This window comes from Sulfuricurvum sp. IAE1, assembly GCF_004347735.1.
Lineage (GTDB): Bacteria > Campylobacterota > Campylobacteria > Campylobacterales > Sulfurimonadaceae > Sulfuricurvum.
In genome coordinates, this window is sequence record NZ_SLTI01000007.1 from 42,002 (window position 1) to 55,097 (window position 13,096).

The window sequence follows — 13,096 nt, forward strand, 5'->3', positions numbered from 1 at the left end:
GAGGATTGATGGAAGCACTGTTACTCGATCTTCTCAAAGAATACGGATACGTCATCCTCTTTTTATGGAGTATCCTGGAAGGGGAAATGGGACTCATCATGGGCGGTATCATGTCCCACACGGGGGATATGTGGCTCCCCATGGCCATTTTCGTCGCCGGGATCGGCGGCTTCGTCGGAGACCAGATTTATTTCTACATCGGCCGCTTCAACAAAAGCTACATTCACGAAAAGCTTCGCTCGCAGCGCCGCAAATTCGCGATTGCCCACCTTCTGCTCAAAAAATACGGCTGGCCGATCATTTTCGTCCAGCGCTATCTGTACGGGTTGCGCACCGTCATCCCGATGTCGATCGGGCTGACGAAATATTCCTCGCGCAAATTCGCCTTTATCAACCTTATCAGCGCATGGATGTGGGCGGCACTGACGATTATCCCCGCCTACTATTACGGCGAAGAACTGCTCAACCTGATCCACTGGATGAAGGCGCACTGGTATATTGCCCTGCCGATGCTGCTGAGTATCGCCGGAGGTATTCTCTATTACCTCAACCGGCTCGAAAAAAAACTTCTGGAGAAACGCCATGACCGTCAGACTCGCTAATCAACCCCTCGACCTGATCGAGGCGGATCTGCGTCTGGAATTCCTGACGCAGCCGCAACTCGAAAACCATCCGCACCGCGCCTTACTTGAGCAGGCGGGATTCAAGGCCGAAGCCGAACAGCTCTGCACCCTGCACGAACGCCGTGTGATGGTGTGCGGCATTGCCGACACCTCCTCCGAAACGCTCCGCTCGGCGATGGCCTCGGCGGTCAAAACAGCCATGGGATACAACTACGCTTCGCTCAAACTCGCCCAATACGGCGAAGAGGCGTTTTCAGCCCTGATCGAGGGGACCGTACTTGGAAGCTACCGCTTTGATGCATACAAGTCCGATCCAAAACCCTCAGCGCTGGCCGAAGTGGTCTTCTCGAACGTCAACAGCGACGGTTCGGCCCTCGATGCCGACGCACTCGAAAAAACGCTGCGCGACACCCTCATCATCACCGAGGCGACGAACTTCGTCCGCGACCTCGTCAACCAGACCCCCTACGACATGACCCCGCAGGGGATGGCCATCGCGGCCGAAACACTGGCAAAAAACAACGGTCTTGAGTGCACGATTCTCGATCCGAACGGCCTCGAAGACGAAAAAATGTTCGCGATGCTCAGTGTCGGACGCGCCTCGGTCAACCCTCCCCGCCTGATCCATCTCGCCTACAAACCCAAAAACCCGAAAAAAACGATCACCCTCGTGGGCAAAGGGCTCACCTACGACAGCGGGGGCCTCAGCCTCAAAGCGGCGACGTCGATGGTGACGATGAAAATGGATAAAGCGGGTGCCTGCGCCGTGATGGGAATGATCAAAGCGATCAGCGAACTGGGTCTTGAGATCGAGGTGCACGGTTTCATCGGCGCGGTCGAAAACATGATCGGCGGAAACGCTTACAAGCCCGATGACGTACTGCGCGCCAAAAACGGCAAGACGATCGAAGTGCGTAACACCGACGCCGAAGGGCGTCTCGTCCTCGCCGACGTGCTGGGATACGCACAGGCCAACGTCAACGCCGACTATCTCTTCGACTACGCGACCCTCACGGGGGCGTGTATGGTGGCGCTGGGACCCTACACGACAGGGGTTATGGGGCACAACGAAGAGCTCAAACGCTCTTTCATCGACGCGGGAAGCGCCGCGGGCGAATACTGCGGCATTCTCCCCTTCAACCGCCATCTCAAAAAACTGATCAAGAGCGACATCGCCGACGTGTGCAACGTCTCCTCAAAACCCTACGGCGGAGCGATCACCGCGGCGCTGTTTCTCGATCATTTCATCGATGAAAACATGAAAGACAAATGGGTCCACTTCGACATCGCCGGCTCGGCCTACACCGAAAGCGCATGGGACGTCCATACCTACGGCGGAACGGGTGCCGGGGTACGCATGACGCTGCAGTGGGTACTTAACAACCTCGCTTAATTACCTTTTCGCTCCCGCTGCGGCGGGAAACTTCTTTCTTCTCAGTCCCCACTCAACAACAATAGTTTATAATCGCGCAACGAAAACAGACTCACTTTAATACCAATCAAGGAAACTATCCATGGGACTTAGCATCGGACTCGTAGGACTCCCCAACGTCGGAAAATCGACCACCTTCAACGCGCTGACCAAAGCGCAGAACGCCGAAGCGGCGAACTATCCGTTCTGTACGATCGAACCGAACAAAGCGACCGTCCCCGTTCCCGATGCGCGCCTCGACGCACTGGCCGCCATCGTCAACCCCGAGCGGATTCAGCACTCTACCCTCGATTTCGTCGATATCGCCGGGCTCGTCAAAGGGGCGAGCAAAGGCGAGGGACTGGGAAACAAGTTCCTCTCCAACATCCGCGAAACCGAAGTGATCTTGCAGATCGTTCGTTGTTTCGACGATGAAAACATCGTCCATACCGAAGGGCGGATCGATCCCCTCTCTGACGTCGAGATCATCGAGAACGAACTGATCTTCGCCGATATCGAAGTGCTCACCAACCGGATCGAGCGGCTCAAAAAACAGGCGAAAAACGATAAAGACGCCGCCGCCATGGTGGAGTTTGCCGAAGAACTCGCCGAATTCCTCGCCGAAGGGAATCTCGCCCGCAATTTCCCCAAAGCCGACAGCGAACTGTTTGAAAAGCTGAATTCCGAAGTGCGCATGCTCAGCGCCAAAGAGATCATGTACGGCGCCAACGTCGATGAAGACGGCCTCACAGAAGACAACGACTACGTCGTACGGCTCCGCGAACACGCTGCTAAAAACGGATGCGAAGTGATTAAACTCTGCGCCAAGATCGAAGAAGAACTCGTCGGAATGGAAGACGACGAACGCAACGAATTCCTCCGCGACATGGGTGTCGAGGAATCGGGTCTCGAGCAGATCATCCGCAAAGGCTTCGACAAACTGGGTCTGATGAGTTACTTCACCGCCGGGGTTAAAGAGGTGCGTGCCTGGACGATCCGCAAAAACACCACCGCCCCCAAAGCGGCCGCCGTCATCCACAACGACTTCGAAAAAGGGTTTATCCGCGCCGAAGTGATCGGTTATGACGATTTCGTCGCCTGCGGCGGCGAGGCAAAAGCCAAAGAAGCGGGAAAAATGCGCCTGGAAGGAAAAGAGTACATCGTCCAGGACGGCGATATCATGCACTTCCGTTTCAACGTCTAAACGCCTCTGCCGGATTCCTCCCCGGCTCTTCCCCCCCTCTTTCCTCTCACATTCCGTTCAAGCGCCTTGAATATCGTTGCCGATCCGTGTATAATCCCAACAAATTTGTAGCATACAACAACATTTTTCGTTATATTCGCGTTCAATTATCATATTTTTATCTCATTTCTAAGGAAAATGACGCTATTCTTCATCGTAATATAATCGTAATACACAATCAATAATATTTTTGCAATCATACGCAAAAACAGGGAGAGTTTTTTGTCAACCATCATGCCTTCATCCGTGCAAAAGCACCTCAAACCGACCGATTTCATCGTCTCGAAAACCGATAAGCGGGGCAATATCATCTACGGCAACCAAATTTTCATCGAGATGTCCGGCCACGCCGAACACGAACTGATCGGCGCCCCCCATTCGATTCTCCGCCATCCCGATATGCCCGCCGTCGTTTTTCAGCTTCTGTGGGAACGGATCAAAAACCGTCAGGAAATTTTCGCCTACGTCAAAAACCTCTGTAAAGACGGCTCTTATTACTGGGTGTTTGCCAACGTCACCGCCACGACCGATGCGCGCGGAGAGGTGAGAGATTACCATTCGGTTCGCCGCAAACCGAGCCAAAAAGCGATGGACGTCATCCCCGATCTCTACCATAAACTCCTGCACGCCGAACGAAACGGCGGGTTGGAAGCATCCAAGAAACTTCTTATTACCCTATTGAACGACCAAGGAATGGACTATGACCGCTTTATCCTCTCTCTTCAACACTAAGCAATCGGCCCTCTTTAGCACCGCATTGTTCCTGCTGTCGATGTATCTGCTGGCGGTGTCGGACTATGTAACCGCTTCGCTAAGCATTCTGGCCCTGATTGCGGGGGCACTTGCGGGTAACCGCCGTTCATCCTCCGTTGATCAGGAAGGGATTTTGAATCGCCTGAACGATGTGCTCGAAAAAGCGGGCCGAGGGATCCTTTCCGAACGGATCACGAACATTCCGCAAAACAGCCCTTTGGCAAAAATAGCGTGGGGGACCAACGATCTGCTCGATCAGATCGAACAGCTGATGCGGGACATCCGTTCCTCATTAGACAGCGCTTCTGTGGGGATTTCCGACCGTATCGTGTTCAGTTCGGGATATAAAGGGGATTTCGAATCCCTCAGCGGCGCGCTCAATGACGCGATCAAGACCAACGCCGCCACCTACATCGGCGGGAAACGTTCCGAACTGGCGGATGAATTCGACCGCATCAGCGGCGGAATCGCGCAGGTTCTCTCAACCATCCAAAACGATATTCAAAAAAACAGCCGCTATGCCATCAACATTAAAGAGAGCATCTCCGCAACCGCTACGGAAGTCGTAGAGAGTCAATCCACAATCCATAATATCGTCGATAGTCTACAACGGCTGATCGAGCTGATTACCCATTCCAACGATGCCATCGTGTCGCTGGGTACCCGGATGAAAGAGATCAATTCCATCGCCAACCTCATCAAAGACATTGCCGACCAGACCAACCTCCTGGCGCTGAACGCAGCCATCGAAGCGGCACGTGCCGGCGAACACGGACGGGGATTCGCCGTCGTCGCCGACGAAGTGCGCAAACTTGCCGAGCGGACGCAAAAAGCGACCCAGGAAATTTCGGTGATGCTTTCCGCACTCCAGCAGGAGACCGAAATTATCGAAACCGACTCCGAAACGATAGCCGATATCGCCAACGAATCCCAATCCGACGTCCATCAGTTCGAGATGCTGCTGGGCGATTTTATCGCCAAAACCAACCAATCGGCCGAGATGGCCAACTTCATCAGTGATTCGCTCTACACGTCATTGATCAAAGTGGATCATATCATTTTCAAACACACCGCTTACAGTGCGATCATTCACGAGCGCGAAGAGATAACACACGATCTGGTTTCCCACCGCGACTGCCGCCTCGGAAAATGGTATTACGGCCTCTCCGATCACACCAATCTCAGCAATACCGAAGCTTTCAAATCGATCGAAAAATACCATATCGCGCTGCACGAGCTGATTTTGAAAGTAGCCGAATGCATACCGTCAAAAACATGCGTGGAAACAACGAACAAAGCACACATTTTGCAGCAAATGAGCGAAATGGAAAAAAACAGTACTGAATTGTTCCGGCTCCTCGAAGCAATGGTTGCGGAAGGAAACCGTTCCGTCAACCTATCGCTAGCGGATTCTTCCGTTTCAAGCATGGATAAGGTACAATAATCGCATTATTGTACAAAAAATCATAGACAGGAACCGCTTCATGCGCCTTCAGTATACGGGGCCAAAGCCCCTAATCTCCTCCCACGGGATCAATTTCGATCTCAATAAAGAAGACAAATTCGTCTATCTCAGCATCGTCGCCGAGCTCATACGCGCCCTTGACCACGAATACGAAGAAGACAAGCGCTACGTCTACATGACCTCGGGGCGCCCTTTGGATAACGATCTGATCCTCTCCATCATACAGGCCAAAAACCCTTTGCTCGAAGAAGAGGTACTCCGGCGCCGGCAGATCGTCAACGACGAAATCGACGAAGAGCTCGAGCGGGCCCGTTCAAACAAGCTGTTGTGCGAGGAAGAACGCGACGTGCTGCTCAAAAACATCGAGATGCTCCGAAGCTACCGCATCTCGCGATCGCTCAACAAAACGGTCTACTACAGCGGCATCACGTCGATCGCACAGATTGTCAAAAACGGCCACATCGACCATATCTCTTCGCCGATGTACCCCAAGTTCATGCACGTTTTTCATTCATTACAGGGGGTGCTCGGCAAGCTTCACCCCCCTATCGACAGTTCCATCGATATTTTCCAGGAAGACGGCCACCTGCAGATCCGCCTCAATATCCTCTTCAGGAAATGACGCGGGCGATCGTCTGCGCGAAACGGACGTTTTCGGACGCACTGACTTTCAGCTCGAGCATCTCTTTTTCACACAACATGACGATAGTGGAACCCATCTGGAAACATCCGAAATCCTCCCCTTTTTTCAGGTAAAGGTTCTCATACCCGTAGCGGCTCGGCTCTAAGACGGTATTGGTCTGGATACGCGGTTCAAACGACACTTCCATCTTGCCGACGTTGAGTGCCCCGACAAGAATCAGGAAAAACCGTTTCCCTGCCGAACTCAGACATTCCAGCACGACCCGTTCGTTTTCGACGAAGAGATCGACCTGTTTTTTGAGCGAAGGGATGTTCACGGGATAGAGTTTCCCGGGGATATGGACGGCACTGAGCACCTGCATGTCCAGAGGGGCGTGATAACGGTGATAATCGCGCGGAGAGAGGTAAAAATTGAGAAATAACCCATCATGCACCGCTTCTTTCGCTTCGTCGGAAATAAAGCCGCCCAGTACGTCGTCGACCGAATAGCTCATCCCCTTGATCTGAAGCGCGAGGTCGTTGTGAATCGTCCCGCATTCGGTAATCAACGAGTCACACGGGCTGATCATGTCCGCCGAATCGGCCGAAAAAGGACGCATCCGCTTGAACCGGCGGGTAAAGAGGGCATTGAGGGTCGGATAACTCTGGGGGGCGTCGAATTCGCTCATATCCAGCCCCATCATCCGGACATAGGCGGCGTTGATGATATTCTGGACTTTGGGGGAATGGGCTTTGGACGCAAGCTTTCCGAAAGCCTGAGACAATGCCGATGTGTAGTGTCGTTTCACGTTTACTCCTGGTATTCGTCGGTTTGGATTGTTCTCTTGGCGATCTCTTCGATCAGTACGGTGGCGTAACACCCTTTAGGCAGGGTGAAATGGAGCTCATACCACGCTTCTTGTTCTTTGTATTCCCCTTCGATCTCTTCGGGGAAAATCCATCCGTAACGCCGGGCGCCGTCGATGCCGCTTTCAATCCGGTCGTACTCTTTTTCGATATCGCCGGCAAAGCTTTCGGCACGGGTCGCCCGCTTACCGCTAAGCAGCCCGCTTACCGATATATCGCGGGCATTGAACCGCTCGGGCTCGGCATCGTCGACGTAATGGAAAATCCGTCCGTAGGGGTAGTGCATCATCACATCGCCGCGGATCAGTTTAAAAGGGTGTTTTTGCGCTTTCATCGCCGCACACTCCTCTTTGGGCAGTGAGAGGATGGAGGGGAGTTCATCGGCCCCGAATCCCTCGACGAGCTTTGAAATTTCGATCCGACGGCTCAACCAGCCGTTGAAGAGATAGCTCTGGTAGGCGTTGACGTAAAACTGGGCGAGCTTTTTGTTCCGTTCCTTGAGGCTCCCTTCCAGAATCGCCTTCCCTTTTTTGTAGTTTTCACCGTCGAGCCCGAAACGCTGAAAGCCGAAATAGTTTGGCATCCCGTAGAGTTTGATCATTTTCAGCGCTTCGCCGATTTTTGCCGCGGCGACGGGGGTTACTTTCTTGAGCCGGATAAAGAAGCGGTTTCCCTTGAGATGGCCGACACGGATTTTATTGTTGTGATAGGTTTTGGAGAGGATTTTGATCCCCTCGTGCTCAAAATTCTCAAGCAACGGTTCGTATTTTCGCGGAACCGAAATGTACTGTTTGGTCTGGGCATTTTTGTCCTTGAGCCCGGCGTAACCGATGTCACGTCCCTTGATCCCCAGACGGTTGCTGAAAACATCGACCATCTGCCAGGTCGAGAGATTTTTTTTGCGGACGTGGAGCACAAGATGTTCCCCTTCGCCGCTAAAGGGGTACAAAGGGATTTCGTCGACGACAAAATCGCGCGGCGACTGGCGAAAATGAAATTCGATCGCGCTGTGGGGGAGGTAATACTGACGTTCCATGAAACTCCTAGAAATGGTGCGCTTTGCAGCGGTTGACGAACACGCCCCTCTTTGCACGCCCGATGATGGTGATCGGGGTACGCGTCCGGGCCGCGATGCGGCGGATCGTTTCGGCTTTGCGGGGCGAAAAAGCGACGAGCATTTCGTATTCTTCGCCGCTGCATCCTGTCCGTTTGCCTATTTTTCGGCTAAAGGCGATCCCCTTTGCGTTGGCTTTGGAAAGTTTGCCCAAATCGCTGAAAAGTCCGTCGGAAATATCCATCCCGCACCGCAGGTGGCGGCTTGCTTCGCGCACGAAGTTCCAGCGAAGTTTCGGTGCGACGAAACGGGACGCACGGTGCACCTTACCCCCCGCCATCAGGTAGCGCAGATGTTTGGCCGAGTCTCCCAGCCGTCCCGTATGGGCGATCAGATCCCCCGTTTTGAGGCCGGTGCGCATCAGCGGTTTTCCTGCGGCTTCGGAAACGATCGTCACGGAAAGGTCAAGTTTGACGTTGCCGATCGTATCGCCGCCGATTATATCGACATCGTACGTGCGTGCCGCATCCCGCAGGCCGGCGGAGAGTTCGTCCATCGCGTGCAGGCTCATCGACTTGGGCATCGCTACCCCCAACAGCGCATACCGGGGAACGGCATTCATTGCAATCGCGTCCGAAATGTTCACGATCATCGCTTTATAGCCGATTTGATACGGTGTGAGCCAGCGACGGCGAAAATGGACGTTTTCGAAAAACAGGTCTTTACTGTAGACTTGTTTCCCGATCAGCGCGCCGTCGTCGCCGATCGGGCTTCTCGGGGACCGGAAGGTGTCGATAAAATAATATTCCGCGTTCACCGCTCGTCGCCGCCTTTGTCACGCTGTTACGATTTTTGAAAGCGATTATAGTCGAAAAGAGTTTACGGAACCGTTAAGCGGTAAAAGCGCCGCGGATTATGCTAGAATAACCCTTAAGTTTTTGTTCTAATTATTTATTATTATTATAAAACAAAAAGGAACCGATTATGTTGATATCGATACGCAAGGTTTTTTCCGGGCTCCAGAACACGCTGCTGGTTCTTGGGATCGGGGTCAGCATCCTCGCCGTACAGCTTTTTCATATTTCGCAATACGGCGGACGCCTCGATGCCCTGCGAAACCAGCATTTACTGATCGAAAAGTCGGTCTCTGCCGATCTGAGCGATCCGAGCATGGCGGCGATTCTCCTCAATACCGCAGTCGCCGAGCTCGCCCTTTCGGTTAAACTCTCTGGCGAAGCGACCCTGCTCGACGCCCTTTTCGCTTCACAGGAGGAACACGACGCCATCCTCGGTTCGCTCCAAGCCACGTCGAAAGAATTTCAAGAAAACGTCCTGGCATGGTCAAACGCCAAGGAAAGCGTCCGTGAAGCGCACCGTGCCGCCATGATGGAAGCCCGCACCGCGTATCTGGCCGATATCAGCCGGATGCTTGATTACCAGATCGGGGTGACCCATAAAGCGATCGCGGCGGCCAACATCAGTGCCGCCCTTGTGGTATTGCTTGGGCTGGCAGCGTTTTTGGTCTATCGCAAACGCCTCAACCTCGTCTACGATGACATCCACCACGCCTGCGCGGTCGACGTCGACGGAAGCCGTCACGAGCCCAAAACCCATGAACTTGATTTTATCGTCAAACAGCTTGCGCGCCGAAATGTTCAGCAACCCTCCGCCGCGCCGGCCCCCTGCCTGACCCACCCAAGCAGCGGCCTGCACAACGACCGCGGCCTTTTCAACGCCTTCAACGCGAAACGGGCGGGCAAAGCGGGGAACTCGATTTTCCTGAGCGTTTTCGAAATCGACCAATACGGAGTACTGGTATCTGAGTACACGAAAGAAGATCTTAAATCGATCTATCGCAAACTCGGCGAAATGATTTCACTCTACGAACAGCCTCTCGACGTCATCGCCCATACCGAAGACGACCGCCTCGTCTTCGTCATGTCCCGTCCGACGAAAAAAGCGGCTCTGGACGAATGCGAACACATTGTCAAAGCGGTGCAGGATTCGAGTTTCCTTACTTCCAAAGGCTCCATCCGCATCACGGTGAGTGCCGGTTTTATGCTCAAAACGCCGATTAAACCGCTCGACGAGTCGATCAACGATGCCGTAAAATTAATCGCGAAAGCCAAAGAAAACGGGGGGAACCGCGTCGCTCAACTGCGTGAATCGTCCGGATCGTTTTAAAAAATGTAACCTTTTCACCCATACATACCTTCTTCATTTGTAACTATGTTACCAAATTAAACATTTTTCGCCTCTTTCCGCCTCCGGAGGGCTTCCCCCCCTTTTTTAATCTTGCCCAAGGAGCGGCGCGCTATAATCTCCACAGATTTTATGAACGAAGGAAGGCGTATGAGTATTCCCATTTATACTTATGATGCGGTAGTCGTCGGAGCCGGTCTGGCCGGATGTGCCGCGGCACGCGAGTTGCAAAAGAACGGCAAAAAAGTAGCCGTCATCACCAAACTCCATCCTCTGCGGAGCCACTCGGGTGCCGCTCAGGGGGGGATCAATGCAGCATTCAGCGACCAGGACAGCGTCGAACTCCACGAATTCGACACCGTCAAAGGTTCTGACTACCTCGCCGACCAGGACGTCGTCCAGTTTATGTGTGAAAAAGCCCCCGAAACGATCCGTTGGGCGGAGCGCATGGGTGCGGCGTTCAGCCGTAACGAAGACGGTACGATCGCACAACGCCCGTTCGGAGGACAATCCTCGCCCCGCGCCTGCTTCGCCAAAGACCGCACCGGCCTTACCCTGCTACAGACGATTTACGAGCAGGCCTACCGCGAAGGTGTCGAGTTCTGGGACGAGTGGTACGTCGCTGATCTTCTCTACCGTGACGGCAAAGCGTACGGCGTCGCCGCTTACAACATCCGCAACAGCGAAAAAGCGATTTTCAACGCCAAAGCGGTCATGTTCGCGACCGGCGGTTACGCGCGCGCTTTCAAAATCAACTCAAACGCCCACGCCAATACCGGTGATGGCCTCTCGCTCGTCGCCCGCCACGGTCTTCCCCTTGAAGACATGGAGTTCGTACAGTTCCACCCCTCAGGGCTTTCGGGTAACGGCGTCCTGATTTCCGAAGCGGCCCGCGGCGAAGGGGGAAAACTCCTCAACTCGCTGGGTGAACGTTTTATGGAGAAATACGCCCCCAACGCGATGGAACTCGCTTCTCGCGACGTCGTCGCGCGCGCCATCATCCAGGAAATTCGCGAAGGGCGCGGTGTGGGACCGCGTAAAGACGCAGTGTACATCGACCTGACCCATCTTGGAAAAGAAAAAATCATGGAGCGCCTCCCAGAGTTGCGCGATCTTGCGATCACCTTCCTGGGTCTTGACATGATCAAAGAACCGATTCTGATCTCCGCCACCGCCCACTACTCGATGGGTGGTATCCCCGTCGATAAAGACGGGCACGTCCGCAAAAACAATGCCGAATTCGTCGAAGGGTTCTACGCGGCGGGAGAATGTTCGTGTTCAAGCGTCCACGGCGCGAACCGCCTGGGAGCCAACTCGGTTCTCGAAGCGCTTCTGTTCGGTCGCTTCGTCGGTAAAACGATGGTACAGGAAGTTGATTCTCTCGAACTTCTCCCCGCAACCGAAGCCGACGCGCAGCGGATGATCGATGAAATGAACTGGGCCCTGACCAACAACGGTCAGGAGTCGGTGGCCGCGCTGCGCGAGGAATTGCAGCAGTCGATGACCGACAACGCCGGAGTCTTCCGTACCGCGGAAACTCTCAGCCGCCAGGTCGAAATTCTCAAAGACCTGCGCAAACGCTATAAAAACATCCGGATCGCCGACAAATCGAAAATCTTCAACACCGACCTGCAAGAAGCTATCGAGCTTGGGCACATGCTCGATTATTCTGCATTCATCGTCGAAAGCGCCCTGGCCCGCCAGGAGAGCCGCGGTGCTCACTACCGTGAAGATTTCCCGGCCCGTGACGACGAAAAATTCCTGAAACACACCATGGCGATCATGGATGCGGAAGGCAATATCACCCTTGATTATATGGATGTCACTCTCGGCCGCCATGAAGTCAAAGCACGATCGTACTAAGGAGAGCGACATTATGGATACACTTAAAACGCAACAGGTGACGTTCAAGGTTTTCCGTTTCAACGAAGAGACCGATTACCTCCCCTATTACAACACCTACACCCTCGACGTAACCCACGAAGAGGTCGTGCTCGACATCCTCAACCGTATCAAATGGGAACACGACGGTAGTCTCTCCTACCGCCGAAGCTGCCGCCACGGTATCTGCGGCGTGTGCGCGATCAAAGTGAGCGGCAAAGCGGTCCTGGCCTGTAAAACCCGTCTGTTCGACATGATCGACGTTTTCGGAAACGAACTCGTCATCGAGCCGCTCAGTACGAAACGGGCATTCAAAGACCTCGTCGTCGACAAAAAAGATTTCTGGGACAAACACGCCCAGATCAAACCTTATCTCGAAGCTGAAATCGACGAGCATCCGGTCACCGAAAACCTTGTCAGCCCCCACGATGCCGAAAAGCTTCTCGAAGCCGATTACTGCATCCAGTGCGGCGCGTGCCACTATTCGTGCCCATCGCTCGAGATCAACGAACAATACATCGGGCCTGCGGCATTTGCCGCCGCATACCGTTTCAGTGCCGATGTCCGCGACGATGCTTCGGTAGAGCGTCTGCACATCGTCAACGAAGAAGCCCAGGGAGTCTGGGACTGTGTCAAATGTATGGAGTGTGCCGAAGTTTGTCCCAAAGAGGTCAATCCGATCGAAAAAATCACTAAACTGCATAACATGGTGTTTGAGGCGGGAATCGCGAAAAACAACGTCGCTACCCGTCACGCCGTCGGATTCGCCCACTCGATCGAAAAACACGGTCTGCTCGACGAAGGCGAGCTCGTCCGTTATTCCGAAGGGAACATCGGCGTACTCAAACACGTTCCGGTAGCCCTCAAAATGTTTGCCAAAGGCAAAATCGTATTGCCGTGGAATATGCCCAAATCCGACAAACTCGATGAGATCAAAAAACTGGTCAAATCTTCATCAACCGTAAAATTCTAGGGA

12 protein-coding genes are annotated in these 13,096 nt (G+C 53.7%); 9 read left to right on the forward strand and 3 right to left on the reverse strand.

Annotation, left to right across the window (positions count from 1 at the left end; translation table 11 throughout):
* Nucleotides 1–8: 8 nt before the first annotated feature.
* The 6 genes from E0765_RS00810 to E0765_RS00835 all read left to right on the forward strand — a co-directional run bounded on the left by E0765_RS00810 (nucleotide 9) and on the right by E0765_RS00835 (nucleotide 6,117).
* On the forward strand, nucleotides 9–602 hold the full coding sequence (locus tag E0765_RS00810) for a DedA family protein (RefSeq protein ID WP_132811318.1): 594 nt from the start codon (nucleotides 9–11) through the stop codon (nucleotides 600–602).
* On the forward strand, nucleotides 583–2,016 hold the full coding sequence (locus E0765_RS00815; RefSeq protein WP_132811319.1) for a leucyl aminopeptidase: 1,434 nt from the start codon (nucleotides 583–585) through the stop codon (nucleotides 2,014–2,016). The genes E0765_RS00810 and E0765_RS00815 overlap by 20 nt, the downstream gene beginning before the upstream one ends.
* Nucleotides 2,017–2,137: 121 nt before the next feature.
* Nucleotides 2,138–3,238 (forward strand): redox-regulated ATPase YchF, encoded by a 1,101-nt coding sequence (gene ychF, locus E0765_RS00820; RefSeq protein WP_132811320.1) that lies wholly within the window; start codon nucleotides 2,138–2,140, stop codon nucleotides 3,236–3,238.
* Between the two features lie 261 nt (nucleotides 3,239–3,499).
* Nucleotides 3,500–4,009 carry a PAS domain-containing protein gene (locus E0765_RS00825; RefSeq protein WP_368666164.1) on the forward strand — a complete coding sequence of 170 codons (510 nt, stop codon included), beginning with the start codon at nucleotides 3,500–3,502 and terminating at the stop codon, nucleotides 4,007–4,009.
* On the forward strand, nucleotides 3,978–5,474 hold the full coding sequence (locus tag E0765_RS00830; protein WP_132811321.1) for a methyl-accepting chemotaxis protein: 1,497 nt from the start codon (nucleotides 3,978–3,980) through the stop codon (nucleotides 5,472–5,474). Before E0765_RS00825 ends, E0765_RS00830 begins: the two co-directional genes overlap by 32 nt.
* 40 nt (nucleotides 5,475–5,514) lie before the next feature.
* The gene (locus E0765_RS00835; protein WP_132811322.1) at nucleotides 5,515–6,117 is read left to right on the forward strand and encodes a hypothetical protein; all 603 of its coding nucleotides are present in this window, start codon (nucleotides 5,515–5,517) and stop codon (nucleotides 6,115–6,117) included.
* Here E0765_RS00835 and E0765_RS00840 read toward each other — a convergent pair.
* The 3 genes from E0765_RS00840 to E0765_RS00850 are packed head-to-tail and all read right to left on the reverse strand — an operon-like array spanning nucleotide 6,107 to nucleotide 8,854.
* Complete coding sequence (locus E0765_RS00840; protein WP_132811323.1) at nucleotides 6,107–6,925, reverse strand: phosphatidylserine decarboxylase; 819 nt, start codon at nucleotides 6,923–6,925, stop codon at nucleotides 6,107–6,109. The two genes, E0765_RS00835 and E0765_RS00840, sit on opposite strands and share 11 nt — an antisense overlap.
* A 2-nt stretch (nucleotides 6,926–6,927) precedes the next feature.
* The gene (gene truD, locus E0765_RS00845) at nucleotides 6,928–8,019 is read right to left on the reverse strand and encodes a tRNA pseudouridine(13) synthase TruD (RefSeq protein ID WP_132811324.1); all 1,092 of its coding nucleotides are present in this window, start codon (nucleotides 8,017–8,019) and stop codon (nucleotides 6,928–6,930) included.
* A gap of 7 nt (nucleotides 8,020–8,026) precedes the next feature.
* A complete protein-coding gene (locus E0765_RS00850) occupies nucleotides 8,027–8,854 on the reverse strand; it encodes a thiamine-phosphate kinase (protein ID WP_132811325.1) in 828 nt (275 codons plus the stop codon).
* Between the two features lie 167 nt (nucleotides 8,855–9,021).
* Here E0765_RS00850 and E0765_RS00855 point away from each other — a divergent pair, with 167 nt between their 5' ends.
* The 3 genes from E0765_RS00855 to E0765_RS00865 all read left to right on the forward strand — a co-directional run bounded on the left by E0765_RS00855 (nucleotide 9,022) and on the right by E0765_RS00865 (nucleotide 13,093).
* On the forward strand, nucleotides 9,022–10,221 hold the full coding sequence (locus E0765_RS00855) for a hypothetical protein (protein WP_132811326.1): 1,200 nt from the start codon (nucleotides 9,022–9,024) through the stop codon (nucleotides 10,219–10,221).
* Nucleotides 10,222–10,389: 168 nt separating this feature from the next.
* Nucleotides 10,390–12,102: an FAD-dependent oxidoreductase gene (locus E0765_RS00860; protein ID WP_132811327.1), complete on the forward strand. Its 1,713-nt coding sequence runs from the start codon at nucleotides 10,390–10,392 to the stop codon at nucleotides 12,100–12,102.
* 13 nt (nucleotides 12,103–12,115) lie between these two features.
* Nucleotides 12,116–13,093 carry a succinate dehydrogenase/fumarate reductase iron-sulfur subunit gene (locus E0765_RS00865; RefSeq protein WP_132811328.1) on the forward strand — a complete coding sequence of 326 codons (978 nt, stop codon included), beginning with the start codon at nucleotides 12,116–12,118 and terminating at the stop codon, nucleotides 13,091–13,093.
* Nucleotides 13,094–13,096: the final 3 nt, after the last annotated feature.